Origin of the sequence: Hymenobacter aranciens (assembly GCF_030580865.1) — a bacterium.
Taxonomy (GTDB): Bacteria; Bacteroidota; Bacteroidia; order Cytophagales; family Hymenobacteraceae; genus Hymenobacter; species Hymenobacter aranciens.
This window is the reverse complement of the sequence record NZ_JAUQSY010000026.1, coordinates 25,045-47,198: the sequence shown is the minus strand read 5'-3', so window position 1 is coordinate 47,198 and position 22,154 is coordinate 25,045. Positions and strand designations below refer to the sequence as shown.

The 22,154-nt window shown below is 60.4% G+C and carries 20 protein-coding genes; 10 read left to right on the top strand and 10 right to left on the bottom strand.

From position 1 onward, the window contains the following. Window positions 1–117: 117 nt before the first annotated feature. Window positions 118–2,538: an alpha-ketoacid dehydrogenase subunit alpha/beta gene (locus tag Q5H93_RS23845; RefSeq protein WP_305009249.1), complete on the bottom strand. Its 2,421-nt coding sequence runs from the start codon at window positions 2,536–2,538 to the stop codon at window positions 118–120. Between the two features lie 211 nt (window positions 2,539–2,749). Between Q5H93_RS23845 and Q5H93_RS23840 the strand changes: the two genes are divergently transcribed. From Q5H93_RS23840 to Q5H93_RS23830, 3 genes are all read left to right on the top strand, one after another. Next, the gene (locus Q5H93_RS23840; RefSeq protein ID WP_305009248.1) at window positions 2,750–3,520 is read left to right on the top strand and encodes a DUF1573 domain-containing protein; all 771 of its coding nucleotides are present in this window, start codon (window positions 2,750–2,752) and stop codon (window positions 3,518–3,520) included. A 242-nt stretch (window positions 3,521–3,762) separates the two neighbouring features. Next, entirely contained in the window at window positions 3,763–4,890 is a 1,128-nt protein-coding gene (gene ald, locus Q5H93_RS23835; protein WP_305009247.1) for an alanine dehydrogenase, read from the top strand. Window positions 4,891–5,067: 177 nt separating this feature from the next. Then, window positions 5,068–6,975 carry an LTA synthase family protein gene (locus tag Q5H93_RS23830; RefSeq protein WP_305009246.1) on the top strand — a complete coding sequence of 636 codons (1,908 nt, stop codon included), beginning with the start codon at window positions 5,068–5,070 and terminating at the stop codon, window positions 6,973–6,975. Between the two features lies 1 nt (window position 6,976). Here the strand turns inward: Q5H93_RS23830 and Q5H93_RS23825 are convergent, their stop codons facing one another. Then, complete coding sequence (locus Q5H93_RS23825; RefSeq protein WP_305009245.1) at window positions 6,977–7,438, bottom strand: type I restriction enzyme HsdR N-terminal domain-containing protein; 462 nt, start codon at window positions 7,436–7,438, stop codon at window positions 6,977–6,979. Window positions 7,439–7,597: 159 nt separating this feature from the next. Between Q5H93_RS23825 and Q5H93_RS23820 the strand changes: the two genes are divergently transcribed. Together Q5H93_RS23820 and Q5H93_RS23815 are read left to right on the top strand one after the other, a co-directional pair. Further along, window positions 7,598–8,368, top strand: a complete 771-nt coding sequence (locus Q5H93_RS23820; RefSeq protein ID WP_305009244.1) for an AMP nucleosidase — start codon at window positions 7,598–7,600, stop codon at window positions 8,366–8,368. A 112-nt stretch (window positions 8,369–8,480) separates the two neighbouring features. Then, window positions 8,481–10,097 carry an amidohydrolase gene (locus Q5H93_RS23815; protein WP_369811100.1) on the top strand — a complete coding sequence of 539 codons (1,617 nt, stop codon included), beginning with the start codon at window positions 8,481–8,483 and terminating at the stop codon, window positions 10,095–10,097. A gap of 114 nt (window positions 10,098–10,211) precedes the next feature. Here Q5H93_RS23815 and Q5H93_RS23810 read toward each other — a convergent pair whose 3' ends face one another. From Q5H93_RS23810 to Q5H93_RS23795, 4 genes are all read right to left on the bottom strand, one after another. Next, a complete protein-coding gene (locus Q5H93_RS23810) occupies window positions 10,212–10,721 on the bottom strand; it encodes a DinB family protein (protein ID WP_305009242.1) in 510 nt (169 codons plus the stop codon). A 110-nt stretch (window positions 10,722–10,831) separates the two neighbouring features. Next, window positions 10,832–12,283 carry an MFS transporter gene (locus tag Q5H93_RS23805; RefSeq protein ID WP_305009241.1) on the bottom strand — a complete coding sequence of 484 codons (1,452 nt, stop codon included), beginning with the start codon at window positions 12,281–12,283 and terminating at the stop codon, window positions 10,832–10,834. A 79-nt stretch (window positions 12,284–12,362) separates the two neighbouring features. After that, window positions 12,363–12,959, bottom strand: coding sequence for a nucleotidyltransferase family protein (locus Q5H93_RS23800; RefSeq protein WP_305009240.1), 597 nt, complete (start codon window positions 12,957–12,959; stop codon window positions 12,363–12,365). Next, on the bottom strand, window positions 12,941–14,137 hold the full coding sequence (locus tag Q5H93_RS23795) for an XdhC family protein (RefSeq protein ID WP_305009239.1): 1,197 nt from the start codon (window positions 14,135–14,137) through the stop codon (window positions 12,941–12,943). The genes Q5H93_RS23800 and Q5H93_RS23795 overlap by 19 nt, the downstream gene beginning before the upstream one ends. 89 nt (window positions 14,138–14,226) lie before the next feature. Between Q5H93_RS23795 and Q5H93_RS23790 the strand changes: the two genes are divergently transcribed. The 5 genes from Q5H93_RS23790 (at window position 14,227) to Q5H93_RS23770 (ending at window position 17,435) form a co-directional block, all read left to right on the top strand. Continuing rightward, a complete protein-coding gene (locus Q5H93_RS23790; RefSeq protein ID WP_305009238.1) occupies window positions 14,227–15,117 on the top strand; it encodes a helix-turn-helix domain-containing protein in 891 nt (296 codons plus the stop codon). Between the two features lie 180 nt (window positions 15,118–15,297). After that, a complete protein-coding gene (locus tag Q5H93_RS23785) occupies window positions 15,298–16,179 on the top strand; it encodes an NAD(P)H-binding protein (protein ID WP_305009237.1) in 882 nt (293 codons plus the stop codon). Window positions 16,180–16,421: 242 nt separating this feature from the next. After that, window positions 16,422–16,724 (top strand): helix-turn-helix domain-containing protein, encoded by a 303-nt coding sequence (locus tag Q5H93_RS23780; protein ID WP_305009236.1) that lies wholly within the window; start codon window positions 16,422–16,424, stop codon window positions 16,722–16,724. A 47-nt stretch (window positions 16,725–16,771) separates the two neighbouring features. Beyond that, window positions 16,772–16,939 (top strand): hypothetical protein, encoded by a 168-nt coding sequence (locus Q5H93_RS23775; RefSeq protein WP_305009235.1) that lies wholly within the window; start codon window positions 16,772–16,774, stop codon window positions 16,937–16,939. Further along, complete coding sequence (locus Q5H93_RS23770) at window positions 16,923–17,435, top strand: hypothetical protein (protein ID WP_305009234.1); 513 nt, start codon at window positions 16,923–16,925, stop codon at window positions 17,433–17,435. The genes Q5H93_RS23775 and Q5H93_RS23770 overlap by 17 nt, the downstream gene beginning before the upstream one ends. 68 nt (window positions 17,436–17,503) lie before the next feature. Here Q5H93_RS23770 and Q5H93_RS23765 read toward each other — a convergent pair whose 3' ends face one another. The 4 genes from Q5H93_RS23765 to Q5H93_RS23750 form a co-directional block, all read right to left on the bottom strand. Further along, window positions 17,504–19,741, bottom strand: a complete 2,238-nt coding sequence (locus Q5H93_RS23765; RefSeq protein ID WP_305009233.1) for a xanthine dehydrogenase family protein molybdopterin-binding subunit — start codon at window positions 19,739–19,741, stop codon at window positions 17,504–17,506. 120 nt (window positions 19,742–19,861) lie between these two features. Next, window positions 19,862–20,890: an FAD binding domain-containing protein gene (locus Q5H93_RS23760; RefSeq protein ID WP_305009232.1), complete on the bottom strand. Its 1,029-nt coding sequence runs from the start codon at window positions 20,888–20,890 to the stop codon at window positions 19,862–19,864. Between the two features lie 29 nt (window positions 20,891–20,919). Continuing rightward, a complete protein-coding gene (locus Q5H93_RS23755) occupies window positions 20,920–21,504 on the bottom strand; it encodes a (2Fe-2S)-binding protein (protein WP_305009231.1) in 585 nt (194 codons plus the stop codon). Between the two features lie 294 nt (window positions 21,505–21,798). Next, a complete protein-coding gene (locus tag Q5H93_RS23750) occupies window positions 21,799–22,074 on the bottom strand; it encodes a GNAT family N-acetyltransferase (RefSeq protein ID WP_305009230.1) in 276 nt (91 codons plus the stop codon). Between the last annotated feature and the right edge of the window lie 80 nt (window positions 22,075–22,154).

The following is a 22,154-nucleotide window of genomic DNA, read 5'->3' as shown; positions in this document are numbered from 1 at the left end:
TTCCCCCCCCCAGCGTTATTCAGGAATCTAAGGTTAAAAGCGGCGCGTTAAATTTTAAAAGGCCGCTTTCGAACGGGCCCACTTTTTTATTTTTAAACCCGCCACTTTTAACTGTCTCTAGTAAATCGGCGGAAACTGCTCCGGGTTTGCCTCGCCCATCAACTCATATACCGTGTCGAACACGTCCTCCACGTTGGGTTTGGAGAAATAGTCGCCGTCGGAGCCGTAGGGCGGGCGGTGGGCCTGGGCGGCGAGGCAGCGCGGGGCCGAATCGAGGAAGCGGTAGGCATTCTGCTCGTCGAGCACCTGCTGCATCATGTAGGCCGTGGCGCCGCCGGGCACATCTTCATCGATGAACACTACGCGGCTGGTTTTCTGCAGGCTGTCGGCGATGAGCTGCTCGGTGTCGAAGGGCAGCAGGGTTTGCACGTCCACTACTTCGACCGAAATGCCGACTTCGGCCAGCTGCTTGGCGGCATCCAGCACGATGCGGCACATCGAGCCGTAGGTTACTACGGTCACATCTTCGCCCGGGCGCAGCACCTCGGGGCGGCCCAGCGGCAGGGTAAACTCGCCGATGTTGGCGGGCACTTTCTCCTTGAGGCGGTAGCCATTGAGACATTCGATGACCAGCGCGGGCTCGTCGGAGCGCAGCAGGGTATTGTAGAAGCCGGCGGCCTGCGTCATGTCGCGCGGCACGCAGACGTGGATGCCGCGGATGCTGCCCAGAATCATCTGCATGGGCGAGCCCGAGTGCCACACGCCCTCCAGCCGGTGCCCGCGGGTGCGGATGATGAGCGGCGCCTTCTGCCCGCCCTTGGTGCGGTACTGCAGGCAGGCCAGGTCGTCGCTCAGAATCTGGATGGCGTAGAGCAGGTAGTCAAGGTACTGGATTTCCGTAATCGGGCGCAAACCACGAAGTGCGGCGCCGATTCCCTGCCCCACGATGGTGCATTCGCGGATGCCGGTGTCGGTGACGCGCAGCTCGCCAAACTTATCCTGCAGGCCGGCAAAGGCCTGGTTCACGTCGCCGATTTTACCCACGTCCTCGCCGATGGCGAAGATGGTGGGGTCGCGCCGGAAATTGGCCTCGAAGCAGGCCTGCAGCACCTCGCGGCCGTCCACCACGGGAGCGTCGGCGGCGTACTGGGCGGGCACTTCTTCGATGTTGCCCACAGCCCACTCGCTCTGACTAAACAAGGTGGAGTTGTAGCGGTCGGCGTTTTCGGCCAGCAGCTGCTCGAGGTGCTGCTGCACGGCACGACGGCCGCGGCTGCGGGTTTCGTGACGCAGCTCGCGCAACACCCGGCGCAGGGTGCGCACGATGTCGGCGCGGATGGGCGCGGGATTATTTTTGAGTTGCGCCACCAGCTCGTGCAAGCTGTTCTCGGCGCCGAGGCTGGCTACCAGCTTATCGAGCAGCGCCACGGCTTCGGCCTGCTCAGCTTTGATGGGGTCGAAGAAGGCCGCCCAGGCGGCGGTGCGGGCCGTTTTGATGGTGGCGGCAGCGTCCTTTTCGATGCCGTCGAGCTCGGCGGCTTCGGCGTGGCCTTCGGCCAGCAGCCACTCGCGCATTTTGTGGATGCAGTCGTGGGCTTCTTCCCAGTCGAGGCGCTCGCGGCTCTTGTAGCGCTCGTGCGAGCCGCTGGTACTATGGCCCTGCGGCTGCGTCACTTCCGTCACGTGGATGAGCACCGGCACGTGCTGCTCGCGGCAGAGGGCGGCGGCTTTCTGGTAGGTGTCGGTGAGGGCGGCATAATCCCAGCCGCGCACCACGAAAATCTCGAAGCCCTGCTCGCCTTCGCTTTCGCGCTGCAAACCCATCAGGATGGCCGAAATGCTTTGTTTGGTAGTCTGATATTCGGCCGGCACGGAGATGCCGTAGTGGTCGTCCCACACGCTCATCAGCATGGGCACCTGCAGCACGCCGGCCGCATTCAGGGCCTCGAAAAACATGCCTTCCGAAGTGCTGGCGTTGCCGATGGTGCCAAAGGCTACCTCGTTGCCGTTCACCGAGAAGTTCTTCAGCTCGTGCAGTTCGGGGTTCTGGCGGTAGAGCTTGCTGGCGTAGGCCAGGCCCAGCAGGCGGGGCATCTGGCCGGCGGTGGGCGAAATGTCGGCGGAGGAGTTTTTGCGGTCGGTCTGGGGCAGGAAATTCCCGTCGTCGTCGAGCAGGCGGGTGGCGAAGTGGCCGTTCATGGCGCGGCCGGCGGTAGCGGGCTCGGCCTCCACGTCGGTGTGGGCGTAGAGCTGGGCGAAATACTGCTGCCAGCTCAGCTCGCCGATGGCCACCATGAAGGTCTGGTCGCGGTAGTAGCCGGCGCGGAAATCACCGTTCTGAAAGGCGCGAGCCATGGCCAGCTGCGGCACTTCCTTGCCGTCGCCGAAGATGCCGAATTTAGCCTTGCCCATAAACACTTCCTTGCGCCCGGCCAGCGAGGCGTGGCGACTTTCCCAGGCCAGGCGGTAATCACGAAGCAGGTCGTCTTTGGTGAGCGGCGTGGCCAGGGTGGTCGCGGCGGTTTCGGCAGGAGACATAAACAGAAATTGGAAGTGGGTGGGGTCGGAGAAGAACGGGACCGGCACAAAACCGGTGGACAAAAATACGGAATCGGCACCGGGTGGGTGGTGTGACGAACCGACGGGCGTATATTTGGGTTGTTTTGGCAGCTATTGTTGCAAGTTGGCCAGATTTTGGAATACTTCACCGGCCGGCTCCAAACAACCGTTCCGACTCCAACCTGTTCTTATGAAACGTTTCCTTACCATCGGCCTGCTGGCTATTTCGGTGGCTGCCCGCGCTCAGGGCGTCATCCAGTTTGAGAAAGAAAACCACGAGTTCGGCAACGTGCCCGAAGGCACGGTGGCCACGCACGAATTCAAGTTCAAAAATACCGGCAACCAGCCGGTTATCATCTCCAACGTGCAGGCCAGCTGTGGCTGCACCACGCCCGACTGGACCAAAACGCCGGTAATGCCCGGCAAGTCGGGCATCGTGAAGGCGATGTACAACAGCGCCGGCCGCCCCGGCATGTTCACCAAAACGGTGACCGTGACCAGCAATGCCAGCACGCCCAGCACGGTGCTCACCATCAAGGGCGCAGTGCTCACGAAGGCCGAAATCAAGCCCACGCTCACCCCCGCACAGCTGGCCAAGTCGCCGCACCTCGAAGTAGACCGTACTACGCATGACTTCGGCAAAATGGAATCGGGCCAGCAACAGACGGCGCGTTTCACGGTGCGCAACACCGGCAAAACGCCCCTGGAGTTGGGCGGCCTCACCTCGGGCTGCTACTGCGTGGGCTACAAAAACCCGCCCAAGCCCATCGCGCCCGGCCAGAGCGCCGTTATCGAGCTGCTCTACAGCCAGCGCCAGATTGGCCAGATTTCCGACGCCGTCACCATTGCCTCAAACGATGTGAGCGGCGACACTAAAATCACCCTCAAGGCCAATATCGTGAAGGATTTGGCCGGCGGCAGCATGCTGAAGGAGAGTGGCACGGCGGTGCCGTTCAAGTAAGAATTACTGATTTTGCCTTGATTTAACTAATGCAAAGGCCCCGCTGATTTTTTCGGCGGGGCCTTTTTGTTGGGATTATTTGACCGGTCAGACGCCCTAGGCGTCCGACCGGTTGACGGTAGAACAAAGACAGCCGGATGAAAACCGGTCGGACGCCTAGGGCATCTGACCGGACCCGCGTCGTATCTTTGCCCCACGAATTTTCCACCCATTTCCAACTTCTTCATTTCACCCCTCCGCTCATGATTATCGGCGTTCCCAAGGAAATCAAAAACAACGAAAACCGCGTGGGCCTCACGCCCGCTGGCGTAGCCGAGCTGCGCAAGCATGGTCACGAGCTGTATGTGCAAGCCACGGCCGGCGAGGGCAGCGGCTTCAGCGACGCTGAGTATCAGGAGGCCGGGGCCACTATGCTGGGCACTATCGCCGAGGTGTATGAAACGGCCGAGATGATTGTGAAAGTGAAGGAGCCGATTGCCGAGGAGTATCCGCTCATCAAGGAAAACCAACTGCTGTTCACCTACTTCCACTTTGCCAGCGGCGAGGAGCTCACCCACGCCATGATTGAGCGGAAGGCCGTATGCCTGTCGTACGAAACTGTGGAACTGCCCAACCGTGCTCTGCCCCTGCTCATCCCGATGAGCGAAGTGGCCGGTCGTATGGCCCCGCAGGAAGGCGCTAAGTACTTGGAGAAACCCCTGAAAGGCCGCGGCATCCTGCTGGGCGGCGTGCCTGGCGTGAAACCGGCGCACGTGCTGGTGCTGGGTGCGGGCATCGTGGGCACGCAGGCTGCCAAGGTAGCCGCCGGCCTCGGCGCGCAGGTGACGGTGATGGACATCAATCTCAACCGCTTGCGTGAGCTGGACGACTTCATGCCCAAGAACGTGGTGACGCAGTACTCGAACGAGTATAACATCCGCGAAGCCATCAAAACCGCCGACCTCATCGTGGGCGCGGTGCTGATTCCGGGCGCCAAGGCCCCTCACCTCATCACCCGCGACATGCTGAAAACCATGCGTCCCGGCACCGTACTGGTAGACGTGGCCGTGGACCAGGGCGGCTGCATCGAAACCTGCCGCCCCACCACGCACGAAAACCCCACGTTCATCATCGACGACATCGTGCATTATTGCGTGGCCAACATGCCCGGCGCGGTGCCCTACACCTCCACCCTGGCCCTGACCAACGCCACGCTGCCCTACGCCGTGAAGCTGGCCAACCTGGGCTGGCAGGAAGCCTGCCGCCGCGACGAAGCCCTACGCCTGGGCCTCAACGTGGTGCACGGCGAAGTGGTGTACAAAGGCGTAGCCGACGCCTGGAACCTGCCGCTGGTAGACGTGCAGAACGTGCTGGAAACGGCCGCCGTTTAAGGCAAACGTTAGTAATTGAAAGTTAAAAGCCTTCCTGACGTAGTGTCGGGAAGGCTTTCTTCTTAAAGTCAATTGTCATGCTGAACGCAGTGAAGCATCTTATCAAGTTAGAGCGACGCAGTAACTTAATAAGATGCTTCACTGCGTTCAGCATGACAGCCTAAATAATACCAAACCTTGTTTCCCTCCCCTGCCCTACGCCTGTTGCTCCGTCGTTTCAGCCTGCTACTGGGGCTGTACCTACTACTGCGCCTGGGGTTTTATGCCTCCAATTACAACACCTTTCAAGGCATTGGCCTCGGTCCGGTGCTGCTGGCATTTTGGCACGGGTTCCGGTTTGATATTGCGGCGCTGCTGTGGCTGAATCTGTTGCTGGTGCTGGCCTCGCTGCTGGTACCGGTGGCAGCGCGGCGGGGGCAGCAGCTGTTGCGCGGGCTCTACGTGGCGTTCAATGTGCCGGGCATCGTCGTGAATGTTATTGATTGGGAGTATTTTAAATTTATTGGCCGGCGTACCAGCAGTGAGCTGACGACCATCGGCGACGACGTGCTGCGGCAGGCGGGCCAGATGCTGGCGCACTACTGGTACTTGCTGCTGCCGGTGCTGGGGCTGGCGGCACTGCTGTGGTGGCTTTGCCCCATGCCCGGCCCGCAAGGGCCTGACGAACTGCCCCGTGGCCGCCGTCTGACGCAGTGGGCTATTGAGTTTGCCATAGTGGCCGGATTGGTAGTGCTGGGCGTGCGTGGCGGCCTGCAATTGAAACCCTTACGCCCCGGCGCAGCTTTCGAGCAGCAGCCCGCCGTGCTCGGCCATCTCGCCCTGAATAGCACATTCACGCTACTCAAAACCTTTGACCTACCCGCCACCGAGCGGCTACATTATTTTGCCAGCGAAGCGGCGCTTCGACAGGCCTTGCAAGTGCCCACGCTGCCCCAGCGGCCTGCTCCCACCTCGCCGCCAGCCAACGTGGTCGTGCTACTGCTGGAAAGCTTCGGCTCGGAATATACGGGCGTGGAAAACGGCGGACGCGGCGGTTACACGCCATTTTTCGACTCGCTGGCTACGCACGGCGGCGTCTTATTTCGGGATAATTATGCCAATGGGCGGCGCTCCATTGAAGCACTGCCCGCTGTGCTGGCGGGCCTGCCCTCGCTGCTGGAGGAACCGTTTATCACCTCTACTTTTCAGACCAATGAAGTGCACGGGCTGGGCGAAATTCTGGCCCGCCACGGCTATACCACGGCTATGTACCACGGCGCCACCAACGGCACGATGGGCTTCGATATGTTTGCCGGACTGGCCGGCATGCAGCGCTACTACGGCCTCAACCAATACCCACAAGGTGATAAAAGCCCCGACTACGACGGACACTGGGGCATTTTTGACGAGCCTTATCTGCAATACTTTAACCGGCAACTGTCGGCCACGCACCAGCCTTTTTTTGCCACGCTGTTCACCCTTAGCGCCCACGACCCTTTCACCGTGCCCGCGCAGTACCGGGGCAAATTTCCGAAGGGAACGGAACCCATTCACCCCACCATTGCCTACACCGATATGGCCTTGCGGCGCTTTTTCGCCGCCGCCAGCCAGCAGCCGTGGTATGCCAATACCGTGTTTATTCTCACTGCCGACCACACGTCGCAAAGTGACCAACCTGACTACCAGAATACCCTCGGCCACTACAAAACGCCGCTGCTGATTTTCCGGTCCGGCCAGCCATTGCCTGCCTCTAAAGGGCACCGCATCACCTCACAAACCGACGTGCCCGCTACCGTGCTCGATGTGCTAGGCCTGCGGCAGGACCAACGTTACTTGTTGCCTTTCAGCCATTCGGCGTTCGATACCACTAGCACGGGTCGGGCAGTTTTCAGCGCTGGCGGCTCCTATTTCCTAGTGCATTCCGATTTCGTGACTGAGCTGCGAACCGACGATTCGGTAATACTCTATCCTTATCGAACGCATTTTATTCCTGCTGAAGCTCTGGCCCATCCTAACCCGGCTTTGGTCAAAAAATATGGCGACGAGCTGCGGGCGCTGCTGCAGTTCTACGTCAATGGCTTGGTAGACAATCGACTGTATAAGTAACTTACCGCGCAATGGCTTCCGCAAAAGCTGGAATTTCGGCCAGCCGCTGGTTGCTGCGGGTTGTAAAATCGACTTGCCAGCAGTAGTGCACCATTCCATTGGTAATGAGCAAATACGGTGCACCAATCGTTTGATTATAAACGCTGGCCTGCTGGGCTACTTCGGCGGTAATTGCCACGGTAGGCGCTTTGCACTCCACTAGCAGCAGCGGTTGCCCATTAGGGTCGAGGGCCAGCAGGTCGGAGCGCTTCTGGCGCTGGTTGTAGCGCAGGCCGCGCTCTAGTGAGAGCAGGCCGCGGGGGTAGCCAAGATGGTTGGCCAGGTAGTGCACGACGTGCTGCCGCACCCACTCTTCGGGCGTGAGCACGACGTGTTTACGCCGCAGCGCATCCCAGATAAGCGGCTGATTCGTGGCCGATGTTGTAAGTTTGGCCTCGAAAGGCGGCAGGTCCAGAGCTTGCATCACCTCCAAAGGTACGGGTTGCGCCAATGAGCGAATTGGTGTCTGAGTGAATGAGTGAAGTGGCCAGCGGGCCGCTTTTTCCCAGTCGCTTAGCTCTCCTATTACCCCAACCGCTCAACCCATCACTCATTTAATCAATCACTAACCCATTCATTGAATATGAAAACCAAGGAGGAAATCGTCGAAAATTGGTTGCCGCGCTACACCGGCGTGCCGCTGGGCGACTTCGGGCAGTACATCCTGCTCACCAACTTCAGCAACTACGTGTACATGTTTGCCGAGCAGTTTGGCGTGGAGGTGCGCGGCACCGACAAGCCCATGCAAACCGCTACGGCTAACGGCATTACCATCGTCAACTTCGGCATGGGCTCGCCGATGGCCGCCACGGTGATGGACTTGCTGTCGGCCATCAAGCCCAAGGCGGCCCTGTTTCTGGGTAAGTGCGGCGGGCTGAAAAAAACCAAGCTCGGCGACCTCGTGCTCCCCATCGCGGCCATTCGCGGCGAAGGAACTTCCGACGATTATCTGCCGAAGGAAATCCCGGCCCTGCCGTCGTTCCGCTTGCAGCGCGCTGTTTCTTCGATGATTAAGAAGCACGAGCTCGACTACTTCACCGGCACCGTGTACACCACCAACCGCCGCGTGTGGGAGCACGACTCGGAGTTCAAGGACTACCTGCGCCGCGTGCGCGCCCTGGCCGTGGACATGGAAACGGCCACCATTTTCGTGGTCGGCTTCATGAACGATATTCCCCACGGCGCCCTGCTGCTGGTGAGCGACAACCCGATGACGCCCGAAGGCGTGAAAACCTCAGAATCAGACTCCCGTGTGACGGCCAACTTCGTGAAGCAGCATCTGCAAATCGGCATCGAGTCGCTGCAGGAGCTGCAGAACTCGGGCGAGTCGGTGAAGCACATGCGCTTTGAATAAGCACCGTAGATGCAAACGGATTGAACGAATACGCCGCTACGCGGCTGGCTGATTTTGGTACATGCTGCATGTGAAGGCCACATTGATTGTTGCTTGGGCTTTTTGCTTGGGTGTGTTATTGAGCAGCTGCTCGACTCGTCGCGAAGCGATTGATTTGGTGGTGTATAACACCACTGTTTACACCGTTGATTCGGCTTTTTCCAAAGCAGAGGCTTTTGCGGTGCGCGATGGGCGCATTGCTTTTGTGGGTAGTGCAGCCGAGGTGCGTGGAAAGTATCGTGGTGCTCAGGAAGTGGATGCTGGGGGCAAGTTTATTTACCCCGGTTTTTACGACGCGCATTGCCATTTCTACCGTTATGCACTAGGGCTGCGCGAGGCTAATCTGGTGGCGGCCAAGTCGTGGGCCGAGGTGCTGGCGCGGCTGCGGGCGCACCGCCAGCAGCGGCCGCAGGATGCCTGGCTGCTCGGCCACGGCTGGGACCAGAATGACTGGCCCGGCCGCCAATTTCCGACCAAAGATTCATTAGACCGGCTGTTTCCTGATGTGCCGGTGTACCTAACGCGCATCGACGGCCACGCCGCTCTGGCCAATCAGAAAGCGTTGGATTTGGTAGGAATTACGGCAAAAACCGTAGTACCCGGCGGTAGTCTCGGGCACGATGCACAAGGTCGGCCCACCGGACTGCTGGTTGATAACGCGAAAGGTCTGGTAATCCGTCTCATCCCCGAGCCTAGTGCCGCCGAAGCAACCACGCTACTCAAGCAGGCCGAACAGGAATGCTTGGCGCTGGGCCTCACCAGTCTGGCCGACGCCGGCCTCGACCGACGCGATATCGAGCGCATCGACTCGCTGCAAAAGGCCCGGCAGCTACGCCTGCGGCTGAACTGCATGGTGAGCGCCACGCCTGCCAACCTTGACCACTACCTGAAGCGCGGGCCATATCGCAGCGATTATCTGAAGGTTAATTCTTTCAAAGTGTACGCCGATGGGGCATTGGGCTCGCGCGGTGCCTGCCTGCTGGCCCCCTACTCCGATAGTCCGCACGAGCGCGGCTTCCTGCTGCAATCGGCCGCCACCTACCGCGAGCTGGCCCGGCGCGTTGCTGCCAGCCCGTTCCAGATGAATACCCACGCCATCGGCGACTCGGCCAATCGGCTGCTGCTCGACATTTGCGGCGCGGCCTTGCGCGGGCAGCGCAACCGGCGCTGGCGCATCGAACACGCGCAGGTAGTAACGGCCGCTGACGTGGCCAAATTCGGTCGCTTTGGGCTGGTGCCATCCATCCAGCCCGCTCATGCTACGTCCGATATGTACTGGGCCGGCGGGCGGCTGGGCACGGCGCGGCTAAAAACCGCTTACGCTTATAAAGCCTTGTTGAATAGCGCCGGCCGCGTGGCGCTGGGCTCTGATTTTCCGGTCGAATATCTCAATCCGCTGTTCGGCTTCCACGCCGCTGTGGCCCGGCAGGATGGCAAGAACTATCCGGCGGGCGGCTTTCAGATGGAAAATGCGCTTAGCCGCGAGCAAGCCCTGCGCGGCATGACTCAGTGGGCTGCTTGGGCGGGCTTCGAGGAAAAAGAAAAAGGCCAACTGGTAGCTGGCCAATGGGCTGATTTTGTGGTGCTGGACAAGGACTTAATGACGGCTCCGAAGCAGGAACTACGCGGCACTAAGGTGCTGCAAACCTGGATTGCGGGGCGGCGGGTGTTTAGTTCGCCAGCAAAATAGAACTGTCATGCTGAGCAAAGCGAAGCATCCTCTCACGCCTGAATAAATCGTTCAAATGTGAGAGGGTGCTTCGCTTTGCTCAGTATGACAGCCGCGAGGGCGTGACAAAAACCTCTATTTCTCGTCCGCACTTGGCCCATAGAGGCCGGGCACCGGAATATCGAGCAGGCGTAGGTACACCGTGAGTTGGCCGCGGTGGTGGATACTGTGGTTGAGGCCCATAATGCGAATGGCTGTGCCTTTGGGTCGGTCAAAAATCACGTCTTCACCGCGGTGCAGCTTAAATTTATGCGTCATTGCCTCGTCGCTGCTGGCTTCCAGTTCTCGGCGCAGCACGGCACTGTACTCGTCAAAGCGCGCTAATAGCTCCTCCAAACTGGTGGGCGTGGGGCCGGGCTTGGGTGCGTTAGGGTCGAGAAAGTCGCGTGAGTTGTGGGTAACGAATAGCGTATTGAAGGCCAGCAGATTTACGACGTGAGTAGCCAGTTGCCACAGTGACATGCTCTTGGGGTGAGGCTTATAATCGGCCTGCTCATAAGGCACGCGCTCCAGTACGCGGCGGGTTTGGGCCAGCTCGTGGTGAAGCTCGGCAAGGATGTTTTGTTGGACGGAAGAGGTGTACATAGGAGATTGGTGGACAGAATGCAAAATCACGGCACAAAGAAAGGGCGGCAACTGCGATAGTTGCCGCCCTTTGGTGGGCTTAGCCCAGCTTGCTATTATTGGTCAGGCCATTATTCTTTGTGAGTAGCCGGAGTGCTGGCCACGGCCGAAGCTGGCAGCGGGCCGGGGATGGTGGCATCAGACGGGCCAACATCTTCCCGTAGTTTACGGCCCCGCAGCTGGAACAGGAAATACAGGCCCAGAATGAAAAACACAATCAGTGATAAAATGCTGTTACGCATCGAGCCGGTGAGTTGGGCAATGACGCCGAACACGGCGGTTCCAATCACAATCGAGAGCTTTTCGGTCACGTCGAAGAAGCTAAAAAAGGCGGCCGTATTGGGCGTATTTTCGGGAATAATCTTAGAATACGTACTCCGTGAGAGGCTTTGTACGGCGCCCATGGTGAGGCCGATAACGGAAGCCAGGGCGTAGAAGCTCCAGCCAGCCTGCACAAAATAGCCGCCCACGCAAATCAGCATCCAGATGAATACGGCCCAGCTCAGGGCGCGCGTATTGCCGATGCGCTCCGAGAGCTTGGCGAATAGGTAAGCGCCCAGAATACCCACAATTTGCAGCAGTAGAATGGTAATGATGAGGGCCGTACTTTCGAGTTTCAATACCTTGTCGCCGAAGATGGTGGCCACGTACATCACCGTTTGCACGCCCATGTTGTAGGTGAAATAGGCCAGCAGGAAGCGCTTGAGATTGGGCAGGTCCTTGAGTTGCGCCCACACCTTGCCCAGTTCGCGAAAGCCGTTCAGCACCCAGCCGTCGGAGCTCACCGGCGCGTCGGCCGGGCGGCCGGTATCGGCGGGCAGGGTAAAGAAGGGAATCTGCGCGAAGCCCACCCACCACAAGCCGGTGAGCAGAAAGCTTAACCGGGTGGCCTGTCCGGTGCTCATGCCAAACAGCGCCACACCTTCCGGCCCGCCCATGATGGCCGGCCCCTGAATGATTACCAGGCAGATAATCAGCAGCAACACTGAGCCAATGTAGCCCATTGAGAAACCACGGGCCGAAAGCGAATCGAATTTTTCCTCACTGCTGATTTCGGGTAGGTAGGAGTTATAGAACACAATACTACCACTAAAGCCAACCGTGGCGGCAATGAAAATAAAGGTTGACAGCGTGAGGGTGTCCTTGGTAAAGAAGTACAGGGCCGCGCAGCTAGCGGCACCAATGTAGCAGAAAATCTGCAGGAACAGCTTTTTGCGGCCCGAATAATCGGCCAACGACGTTAGAAACGGGCTGACCAGCGCGATAATGAGAAAGGCCGCCGAAATGGCGTAGGTCAGCAGCGACGAGCCGGGCACGTCGAAGCCCAGGAAATTGACGGTATTGCCCTCGGCCGGATTGATATCGGCGGTGACAGCACCCCAATAAATAGGGAAGATGGAGCTGGTGATTACCAGCGGATAAACCGAGTTGGCCCAGTCGTAGAACGTCCAGCCGGTGGTGATGCGCTTGTTGTCTTTTTCGACGCCGGGCGCGGCGGCAACAGGGGTTTGGGGCGAAGCCATGAACGATGGGCGCGGAAGGGTTGAAGAAGCGCCGGGCAAGATAACGGCTTTTGCGCCGCCGCGTTGCCGGCCGGGGTAGCTACGGCTGCGCCAGCAACTGCTGATACTGCGCCACCGTGTCGACATCCACCGCGCCACCAGGAAAATCGACCGCCGGCAAATCAGCGTACTGGCGCAGCAATTCCCGCGCTCCCGCCGGGCCCTGCAACGCATGCAGGGCCAGAAACAGCGTCTGGCCGAACAGCGCCGGTACGCCGCGGGTACCGCCATATTCACAGGCCACCAACGGCTGGCCGGTGGCTTGAAACTGTGTTACCAACTGACGCAGAATGCCGGGCGTGAGCAGCGGCTGGTCACAGAGCATCACGATGGCGGCATCGAGCGGCGCGGCTTTAGTCTGCATTTCGAGCACGTCGAGCCCGGCTTGGATGGAGGTGCTCATGCCCTGCGCCCAGTCCTCGTTGCGCACTACGTAGAACGGTAGACCCGCCACCTCCGGCAGCAGCTCGTCATGTAACGCTCCGGTCACCAGCACCAGCGGCGCACAACCTGATGTCGCCGCTACTTCGGCCGCTTGGCGCAACAGCGTACGCTGCTGGTAGGGCAGCAGCTGCTTGGGCTGCCCCAGCCGCGACGAGCTGCCCGCCGCTAACAATATCAGGCCGATACGCTGCATACGGCGGCTACGGGATTGGTGGCTTCAAACTCCTCGCCCACCCGATGCAACGGCGCGTGAATGGGCCGCCCCGACTCGCGCATAAAGCCCGCCGAACGCCCCGCTACCACCGCCTGAATTTCAGCCACGATGGCCAGCGCAATTTCCTCCGGCGTTTCGCCGCCCAGGTTCAGGCCGATGGGGCTGTGCAGGCAGGGTTGCAACCGGGCAGCGGCATCGGGGGCGTCTTTTTCTAAATCCTGGAGCAGCCGCTCGTACTTCTTGCGCGGGCCCAACAGCCCCACGTAGGCCGGCAGCTGGGGCAGCAGCCAACGTAGCGCGGCTAGGTCGTAGTGGTAGTTGTGCGTCATCAGCAGCACGAAGCGGCCGTCGTGCGGCAAGGCGGCAACCTGCGCCAGCGGCACTACCCGCACATCTTCAGCTTCAGGGAAGCGGGTGAGCTGGGCCTGGGCCGGACGCCCATCGATGACCTGCACGCGCCAGCCCAGCCCGGCGGCCAGATGCACCAGCGGCTGCACGTCGTTGCCGGCCCCGAAGATGGTGAGCCGCACCGGCGGCCGCAGAATTTCGAGGCTCACGCGCACCGTGCCGAGGCCGGCCGGGTAGCTATAGGTAGCAGGTCGGTTGACCACCAGCGCCTCGCGGGCATCGGCCACAATCTGCTCGTACAAAGCCGAGGCCTGCGTGAGCGTGCCTTGGACGCTGCCATCAGCTTTCAATAGCAGCCGCTCGCCCATGCGGGCGGGCGCGCTGGCCCCGGCCATGCTGAACACCGTGGCTACTACGGCGGGCGCTTCGGCGGCTTCGGCCCAGCTACGCAACAGCTCCAGGGCATTGTCAGCTTGCTGAAAATCCAGCGGTTCCAGCAGAATCTGCACCACGCCCTGGCAGCCCAGGGCGGCGCCGAACTGCAGGTCGTCGTCGGGGTCGGTCGAGTCGTAGGTGATGATGGTGGGGCGGCCCTGGGACAGACACTGCTGGGCGCGGCGGCGGGCGTCGCCCTCCAGGCAGCCCCCGCTGATGGAGCCGGCCAGCTGCCCGTCGGCCGTCACGAGCATGCGGGCACCGGGGCGACGGTAGGCCGAGCCCGCCACGTCCACTACCGTGGCCAGGGCGCAGGCGCGGCCCGCGGCGCGGTAGGCATCGTAGGCGCGGAGCAGGCGTTGGAGTTCGGTCATGAGCAAATCTTTGGAGGAAGTACGCCCGGGAGCGGGGCAGGGTTGAGCGCGGGCCGTCGTAGCTTGGCAACTTAATCCGTCGACCGGTTATGCCTAATTCTATCCCCACGTATCAGCTAAATGTTTTTACTGAGCCCGATGGGCAGCCAGCCGAGTTCTTTTTTTTAGGCCCGGAGTCGGAGCGCCCACACCTGCCCCTTGCGGCACCCTACCGCAGTGGTTACTATAAAATCGGGCTGTTTCTGCAGGGCCGCGCCCAGCTCAGTGTCAACCTCGACACCTACGACCTTGGGCCCGGCAGCCTGATGGCGCTGCCGCCATCAGCCATCAAGCAGTGGCAGTTTATGGCCGACGACCACGAGTCGCTGAGCGTCTTTTTCACCCGCGATTTCGTGGCCGCCAACGGCGGGCCCGACCCGGCCCGATTTGCGTTTTTCGACAACGATGCCCGGCATGTATGGGCCGTTTCGCCGGCCCAGGCTGCGACGCTGACCGCACTATTGCACAACATTCAGGAAAAAGCCGCGATGCCGCACGCCTACCGCACCGAGATTTTACGCAGTCTGCTACACATTCTGCTACACGAAACGGCGGCTATTTATTCCCAATCGGCCGACAGCACGCCGGCTGCATCCACTCGCAGCCAAGCCCTGGCTACGCAGTTTAAGCAACTGGTCAACCGCCACGCCGCCCGCGAGCGCGGCCTGGCTTTCTATGCTACCCATCTGTGTATCACGCCCAAACACCTCGCTGAAACGGTGAAAGAAGCCACCGGCAAGCGGGCCGTGGAGTGGATTGCTGAATCAGTAATTCTGGAAGCCAAAGTATTGCTGCACAATCCCGCGTTGACCGTGGCGCAGACGGCTGACTTGTTGCACTTTGCTGACCAGTCGGGCTTCGGGCGGTTTTTCAAGAATAATACGGGCGTGTCGCCGGCGGCGTACCGGCAGCGGCGTACCGGCAGCGGAAGTAAGTGGTAGGCCGAATTCCCCGCAGGGGTTCGTCCTACCACTTTGTCGTTAGCGTAGTTATAACAACGCCAGAGTGGTAGGACGAACCCCTGCGGGGAATTCGGCCTACCACTCGGTATCCGCCCTTTTGCCCAATTCCTCCGCTCATTGGCTCTTCCAGGCCCCCAACGTCAGCCGGAATTTTGCAGCATGAAAATCATCCTCACCGGTTCCCTCGGGAACATCAGCCTCCCGCTGGCCCAACAGCTCGTACAGCAGGGCCACACCGTCACCGTCATCAGCAGCAAGCCGGACAAGCAGCAGGCCATCGAAGCCCTCGGCGCCACCGCCGCCATCGGCTCGGTCGATGATGCCGCCTTTCTGGCCGCCACCTTCGCCGGGGCCGATGCCGTGTACCTGATGGTGCCGCCCAATTTCACCGTCGCCGATTCGCGGGCCTACCACCGCCGCCTCGGGTACATCTACGCCCAGGCCGTGCAGCAGGCCGGCGTGCGGCGCGTGGTGCAGCTCAGCAGTTGGGGCGCGCACCTGACCGAAGGCAGCGGCGGTATCATCGGCACGCACGACGTTGAGGAAATCCTGGCCCAGGTGCCCGGCCTCGACCTTACGCGCCTGCGCCCCACTTCCTTTTACAGCAACATGTTCAGCTTCATCGGCATGATTAAAGCTGTCGGCGCCATCGGCGTAAACTACCCTGGCAGCACCCGGGTGGCCTTCGTACACCAGCGCGACATTGCCACTGCCGCCGCCGAAGAGCTGACCCGCCCTGCCACCGCCCCCGGCCTGCGCGTGCGCTACGTGGCCAGCGACGAGCGCACCGCCGACGAAGTAGCCGCCGCGCTGGGCGCCGCCATCGGCCGCCCCACCCTCCCCTGGCGCGCCCTCACCGACGAGCAGATGCAGCACAACCTGACCCAGCACGGCCTGCCCGCCGACCGCGCCCAGGAAATCGTGGACATCTACGCCAGCATCCGCACCGGCAGGCTGTCTGAAGACTACAAGCAGCACAAGCCCACCCTGGGCCAGGTGAAGCTGGAAGACTTCGCCCAGGAGTTTGCGGCTGCGTTTTAGCGGCCCGGCGCGTCTCGTCAGCCGCGCAGCGAAACGCCCCGAAGCCTTGCGGTTTCGGGGCGTTTTTGGGTGGATGGGCAACTGACGTCGCTTGTCAATTGTTATCCGTTTAGCTAACTTCGCACGGTGGTTGATTTCAAAGGCCAGGTTTGCAGTCTGAAAGTTTACGGTATTTCAGAATAAAACCCAGAAAACACCCGCCAACGAAATCGAACGCGCCGAACGGCTCAGAAAACAATACCATGCATACAAAGCCCAACAAGCTGGTTGCCCTTGACGAATTTGTGGAACAGCACTATGGAGCCCGGCGCACCACCGCCCGCGAAACCTTTGAGGAAGGATACGAAGTTTTCAAGCTAGGCGCCATGCTACAGGAGATGCGCAAGGAAAACAACATGACCCAGGAGCAGCTAGCGGCCAAATGTGGTACAACCAAAACGTACATCTCCCGCATTGAGAACAACGCCAGCGACATCCGCCTTTCGACATTGATGCGGATTGTGCGGGAGGGTTTTGGGAAGCACTTGAAGCTGTCGGTGGACTGACATTTTTCGCTTTAATAGTTTGTTTAGCCTCGCTTAGTATCTGTATTATGAGTAAGCTCACTAAATACTCCAGCTTCAACGCTTTGAAGCGGGCCGAGAATATTGCTACGGCCGAACCAACAGAGCGAGAGAAATTAAGTTTGGAAGTTCAGCAAGCCGCCAGCATCCTTCACGCGCTTCGACAGCAAAAACAAAAGAATGCTCGCAAGCAATAAGCTAATCGAAAGCATAGTCAACGTTAGTCGGACGTTAAATAGCCGCCACGTTGACTACCTAATTGTAGGTGGTACTGCGGTTGCTTATTATGGTTACTTCCGGCATTCAATTACAATGGCTGGAGTGCCTACCGACAGGCCCGATTTGGATATCTGGTACAGTCCAACTTATTCAAACTATTTCAAGCTGCTGGAGGCACTAGCTGATTTAGGCCAGGACATTTCGAAATACAAAAACGAGCAGTCGCCTAACCCTCGCAAATCCTTTTTCAAATACGAGTTTGAGCACTTTACCCTTGACCTGTTGCCAGAGATAAAAGCCGACCTCCGCTTTGGGCCAGCTTTTTCGAGAAGAGAAATAATAGAGTTAGGCGGCGTGTCGATTCCCTTTATTGATTTCGAGGATTTAATAGCCGATAAAGAAGCTGCCGCACGTCCCAAGGATTTAACTGACATCGAGCAATTGCGGCGCAGAATAAACGACGACGCAGAATAATATACCAAGCAGAAGCGCCCCGAAACTACAGAGTCTCGGGGCGCTTCTGTTTCCAGCCAGTTACTACCTTACAACAGCTTATCAATCATCACCGGCATATCGCGCACCCGCTTACCGGTAGCATGGTACACCGCATTGGAAATAGCTGCGGCCACGCCCAGCAGGCCGACTTCGCCGATGCCTTTCACGCCTAGCTCGTTCACTTTGTCGTCTTCCTCATGCACGAAGATGACGTCGATGTCGTGGATGTCGGCGTTGACGGGGATGTGGTACTCGGCGTAGTTGTGGTTCATGTAGCGGCCGAAGCGGTGGTCCATCACCGATTCTTCCATCAGGGCCATGCTGATGCCCCACACCACGGAGCCCAGCACCTGGCTGCGGGCGGTTTTGGGGTTGAGGATGCGTCCTGCCGCCACGGCGTTCACCACGCGGGTGACGTGGATGGTGCCCAGTTCCTCATCCACCTGCACTTCCACGAACACGGCGTTGTGGGCGTGCATGGAGTATTGGGCGGGTTTCAGCATGCCCAGCATCCCGGGCAGCTTCGAGTTTTCGGCTTCGAGGCGGGGCTCGCCGCTGGCCTGCACGAGGTCGCGCAACACTACGGCCTGGTCGGGGTCGGTGCGCAGGCGCAGCTGGCCGTTCACGAACTGCACGTCGTCGATGGTGGCGTCGGCGAAAGCGGATTCGTCCATTTTCTGGGCCTGTTTCAGGAGTTTTTCGCCCAATGCCTGGCAGGCTTTGCGCACGGCGGTGCCGACGGATGAGGCCGTCCAGGAGCCGCCTTGCACGGGGGCCTCGGGCATGAGCGTGTCGCCGAGCTCGAAGGTAACGGCCTCGATGGGCAGGCCCAGCGTCTCAGCCGCGATTTGCGTCATGATGGTGTAGGTGCCGGTGCCGATGTCGTTCGAGCCGCTTTGCACGCGCAGGTGACCGTCGGCGTCGAGGCTGGCTTTGGCCTGGGCGGGCTGGGTGGCCGAGTCCCAGATGCCGCCGGCCATGCCCCAACCGATGAGGCGGTTGCCCTGGCGCATAGAGCGGGGGGCGGGGTTGCGGTTGGCCCAGCCAAATTTGGTAGCGCCCTCGTGGTAGCAGTCGCGCAGCTTCTTGCTGCTGAAGGGCAGGTTCTGCTCCTGGTCGTAGTCGGCATAGTTGCGCAGGCGGAATTCTACCGGGTCGAGGCCGGCGGCTTCAGCCATTTCGTCCATCGCAATTTCGAGGGCGATGGAGCCCGAGGCCGCGCCGGGGGCGCGCATGTCGAGGGGCGTGTACACGTCGAGTTTGCTCAGGCGGTAGCCCAGCTTCACGTTTTTGCAGTCGTAGATCATGCCCGACCAGCCCACCACGTTCTCGGTAAAATCCTCGAACTGCGAGGTTTCGGCCACGGCGAAGTGATTGATGCCTGAGAGTGAGCCGTCGGCGTTGGTGGCTAGCGCCACGTGCTGCAACGTGTGGGGCCGGTGACCGAAGCTGAACATCTGCTGCCGCGTGAGCGACACCCGCACCGAGCGCTCCAGCTCCAGCGAGGCCAGCACGGCCAGAAACAGCTGGTATTGCGGCCGCAGCCCCGAGCCGAAGCCGCCGCCGGTGTACTTTGAAATAACGCGGGCCTGGTCCTTGCTCAGCCCGAACACCTTCATGATGTACTGCTGCGAATTGAAGGCACCCTGCGTTTTGTCGTACACGTTCAGGCTCTTATCACCCAGCCACTCCACCGTGGTGGCGAAGTTTTCCATGGGGTTGTGGTGCTGGGCGCCGTGCTGGAAGTTAGCTTCCACCTTCGCCACGCCCTGCTCCCAGCCGCGGCCGAAGTTGCCGCGCGACTTGGGCGGCTTATAGCCGGTTTTGCCGCCGCCGGGCTCGCGGGCGTCGTCGATATGCTTGCTGAGGTCGGTTTCGTGAGCAGTCTGCTCATACTCGATTTCGAGCACCGAGGCGGCGTAGCGGGCCAGTTCGAAGGTGTCGGCTACCACCAGTGCCACCGGCTGCTGGCTGTACTTCACCTCGGCCGAGTGCAGCGGGCGGAAGGGCGAGCCGCCGGGAGCCACGTCGTCCTTGTAGCTGCGGTCAAACCAGGCCAGCGAGGGCACGTTTTCGTGGGAGAAAACTTTATGCACGCCGGGCAGCGCCAACACTTCTTCGGCGTTGATTTTCGTGATTTTACCCTTGGCAATGGGGCTGCTTACCACGTAGCCGTAGAGCAGGTTTGGCACGTTGAACTCGGCGGCGTACTTGGCCGTGCCGGCCACCTTGGCCGGGCCGTCGACGCGGTTGGTGGGTTTGCCGATGTAGTCGGTGGTCATCATAATAGCTGCTTGCGGGGCAACCTCCCCCGGCCCCCTCTCCCGCGGAGAGGGGGAGCCAAACGACGCGATAATGCGCAGAACTGGCTCCCCTCTCCGCAGGAGAGGGGCCGGGGGTGAGGTTTACGGGTTAGAGTTTTGAAAAACGTTCACATTCACTTCCTCCGACATCTCAGCCGCCTGCTTCAGCGCCCGCACGATAGCGCGCTTGGCCAGCTCAATCTTGAAGTCGTTGCTACCCTGACCTTGTGCGCCCTCCACCACTTTGGCGGCGGCGCGGCGGAAAGTGTCGGACGTGGCGGGCTGGCCTATCAGCAGGGCCTCGGCTTCCTGGTCGCGCCAGGGCTTGTGGGCCACGCCGCCGAGTGCTAGGCGGGCGTCGGTGATGCGGTCGCCGTCCAGCTCCAGCGCGGCGGCTACCGAGATGAGGGCGAAGGCGTAGGAGCTGCGGTCGCGTAGCTTGAGGTATGAGAAATTCTTCTCGAAGCCTTTGGCGGGCAGGTCGATGCTGGTGATGAGCTCACCGGGCGTCAGGTTGTTGTCGAGGTGGGGGGTGTTGCCGGGCAGGCGGTGGAAGTCCTCGAACGGAATGCTGCGCTCGCCGGTGGGGTGGCTCACCTGCACGGTGGCGCCCAGCGCGGCCAGGGCCACGCACATATCCGACGGGTGGGTGGCAATGCACTCGGCGCTGGCGCCCAGGATGGCATGGATACGGTTGTAGCCGCCGATGGCCGAGCATCCAGTCCCGGGCTCGCGCTTGTTGCAGGGCGTGGCGAGGTCGTAGAAGTAGTAGCAGCGGGTGCGTTGCAGCAGGTTGCCGCCGTCGGTAGCCATGTTGCGCAGCTGCGGGCTGGCCCCAGCCAGAATAGCCTGGTTGAGCAGCGGATAGCGGCTTTGCACCTCGGGGTGGTAGGCCGTATCGGCGTTCGTGGCGAGGGCGCCGAGGCGCAGGCTGCCGTCGGGTAGCTCCTCGATTTGGCTTAGCGGCAGGCGGTTGAGGTCGATGAGGCGGGTGGGGCGCTCCACGTTTTCCTTCATCAGGTCGAGCAGGTTGGTGCCGCCGGCAATGAACTTCGTGGTTTCCACCTGAATGGACTTTTCGCGCAGGGCCTCGGTGATATCGTCGGGGCGGGCGTAGGTGAAGCTGTTCATAAGCTCAGTTACTAATTACGAGTTATGAATTATGAGTTGATGGGGTCCATTTCAGGCTTGGCGCCGCCAGCCGACCACTCTTTGGTGTCCATTATCAGCCCGTCTTTATCCATCACTTCCATGATGGCCGACAGGATGTTGGGGTAAGCGCCGCAGCGGCAGAGGTTGCCGCTCATCAGCTCACGCACTTCGGCTTCGGTTTTGGCCTTGCCTTCGTTAAGAAGGCCCTGGGCCGAGCAAATCTGGCCCGGCGTGCAGTAGCCGCACTGGAAGGCGTCGTGGTCAATGAAAGCTTGTTGCAGCGGGCTCAGGTTTTCGGGCGTACCCAGGCCCTCAATAGTGGTGATGTCGGCCCCGTCGCGCATCACGGCCAGAGTGAGGCAGGAGTTAATGCGCTTGCCATCAATGAGCACCGTGCAGGCCCCGCACTGACCGTGGTCGCAGCCTTTTTTGGTGCCGGTGAGGTCGAGGTGCTCGCGCAGGGCGTCGAGCAGAGTGGTCCAGGGGGCTACGGTGAAGTGGCTTTCCTGGCTGTTGATGGTGAGCCGGACGGACTGGGTGGGCGGCAGGCTCGGCGGCTGGTGGTCGAGCGGTTTTTGGATAACGGTGCTCATGCAGGCAGTAGATGAGTTGAAAGGACAGCCAACCAATGAAGCTTGGTGAGGACTGTTATTTGCTACGACCAGCCGAAATTTTTGATGTTTTTAAAGATTCTAAATAAGCCGGATAGTTTTGCCACTCGCCGACTAGCTTGCTGATGGCCAAACAATCAACGACTAAGCTCAGCAAGAGAAACAAATCAGAAAAAAGCACAGATTTCCCCTAATAGCACAGCGCTGTATTTTATTGTATACAACGCTGTGCACGAAGTCGATACTGACCCGCTGCAAGGAGCAGCGGCTGGCGGCTTAGGCCAGCAGGTCAGCGTACTCGTCGTGGTGGCGCTTGACGAAGCCGGCCATAAACTTGCAGGTAGTGCGCACTTTCAGGTGATGCTCGCGGGCGTAGGCCAGCGCGGTGCGGGCCAGCTCTTCAGCTACGCCCTGGCCACGCAGATTTTCATCTACGTAGGTGTGGGTGAAGTCGATGACACCATCGGCGGGCCGGGCGTAGGCCAGCTCGGCGTCGTATCTGTCGCGGGTGGTGGTGAATTCCTGGTCGGTGGGGTTGTGTTGGATAGCCATGGGATTGAAGAGAAATAAACCGGGCAGCGCGGCCCGAACAACCGGCCGCGCCTAACTGCGTAAGCACAAAACCGGGCAGC

Bases quoted from the DNA above. Each gene is read 5' to 3' on its own strand.
- Q5H93_RS23845 (WP_305009249.1), bottom strand. From the start codon at position 2,538: ATGTCTCCTGCCGAAACCGCCGCGACCACCCTGGCCACGCCGCTCACC.
- Q5H93_RS23840 (WP_305009248.1), top strand. From the start codon at position 2,750: ATGAAACGTTTCCTTACCATCGGCCTGCTGGCTATTTCGGTGGCTGCC.
- ald (WP_305009247.1), top strand. From the start codon at position 3,763: ATGATTATCGGCGTTCCCAAGGAAATCAAAAACAACGAAAACCGCGTG.
- Q5H93_RS23825 (WP_305009245.1), bottom strand. From the start codon at position 7,438: ATGCAAGCTCTGGACCTGCCGCCTTTCGAGGCCAAACTTACAACATCG.
- Q5H93_RS23820 (WP_305009244.1), top strand. From the start codon at position 7,598: ATGAAAACCAAGGAGGAAATCGTCGAAAATTGGTTGCCGCGCTACACC.
- Q5H93_RS23810 (WP_305009242.1), bottom strand. From the start codon at position 10,721: ATGTACACCTCTTCCGTCCAACAAAACATCCTTGCCGAGCTTCACCAC.
- Q5H93_RS23805 (WP_305009241.1), bottom strand. From the start codon at position 12,283: ATGGCTTCGCCCCAAACCCCTGTTGCCGCCGCGCCCGGCGTCGAAAAA.
- Q5H93_RS23800 (WP_305009240.1), bottom strand. From the start codon at position 12,959: ATGCAGCGTATCGGCCTGATATTGTTAGCGGCGGGCAGCTCGTCGCGG.
- Q5H93_RS23795 (WP_305009239.1), bottom strand. From the start codon at position 14,137: ATGACCGAACTCCAACGCCTGCTCCGCGCCTACGATGCCTACCGCGCC.
- Q5H93_RS23790 (WP_305009238.1), top strand. From the start codon at position 14,227: ATGCCTAATTCTATCCCCACGTATCAGCTAAATGTTTTTACTGAGCCC.
- Q5H93_RS23785 (WP_305009237.1), top strand. From the start codon at position 15,298: ATGAAAATCATCCTCACCGGTTCCCTCGGGAACATCAGCCTCCCGCTG.
- Q5H93_RS23780 (WP_305009236.1), top strand. From the start codon at position 16,422: ATGCATACAAAGCCCAACAAGCTGGTTGCCCTTGACGAATTTGTGGAA.
- Q5H93_RS23775 (WP_305009235.1), top strand. From the start codon at position 16,772: ATGAGTAAGCTCACTAAATACTCCAGCTTCAACGCTTTGAAGCGGGCC.
- Q5H93_RS23770 (WP_305009234.1), top strand. From the start codon at position 16,923: ATGCTCGCAAGCAATAAGCTAATCGAAAGCATAGTCAACGTTAGTCGG.
- Q5H93_RS23765 (WP_305009233.1), bottom strand. From the start codon at position 19,741: ATGATGACCACCGACTACATCGGCAAACCCACCAACCGCGTCGACGGC.
- Q5H93_RS23760 (WP_305009232.1), bottom strand. From the start codon at position 20,890: ATGAACAGCTTCACCTACGCCCGCCCCGACGATATCACCGAGGCCCTG.
- Q5H93_RS23755 (WP_305009231.1), bottom strand. From the start codon at position 21,504: ATGAGCACCGTTATCCAAAAACCGCTCGACCACCAGCCGCCGAGCCTG.
- Q5H93_RS23750 (WP_305009230.1), bottom strand. From the start codon at position 22,074: ATGGCTATCCAACACAACCCCACCGACCAGGAATTCACCACCACCCGC.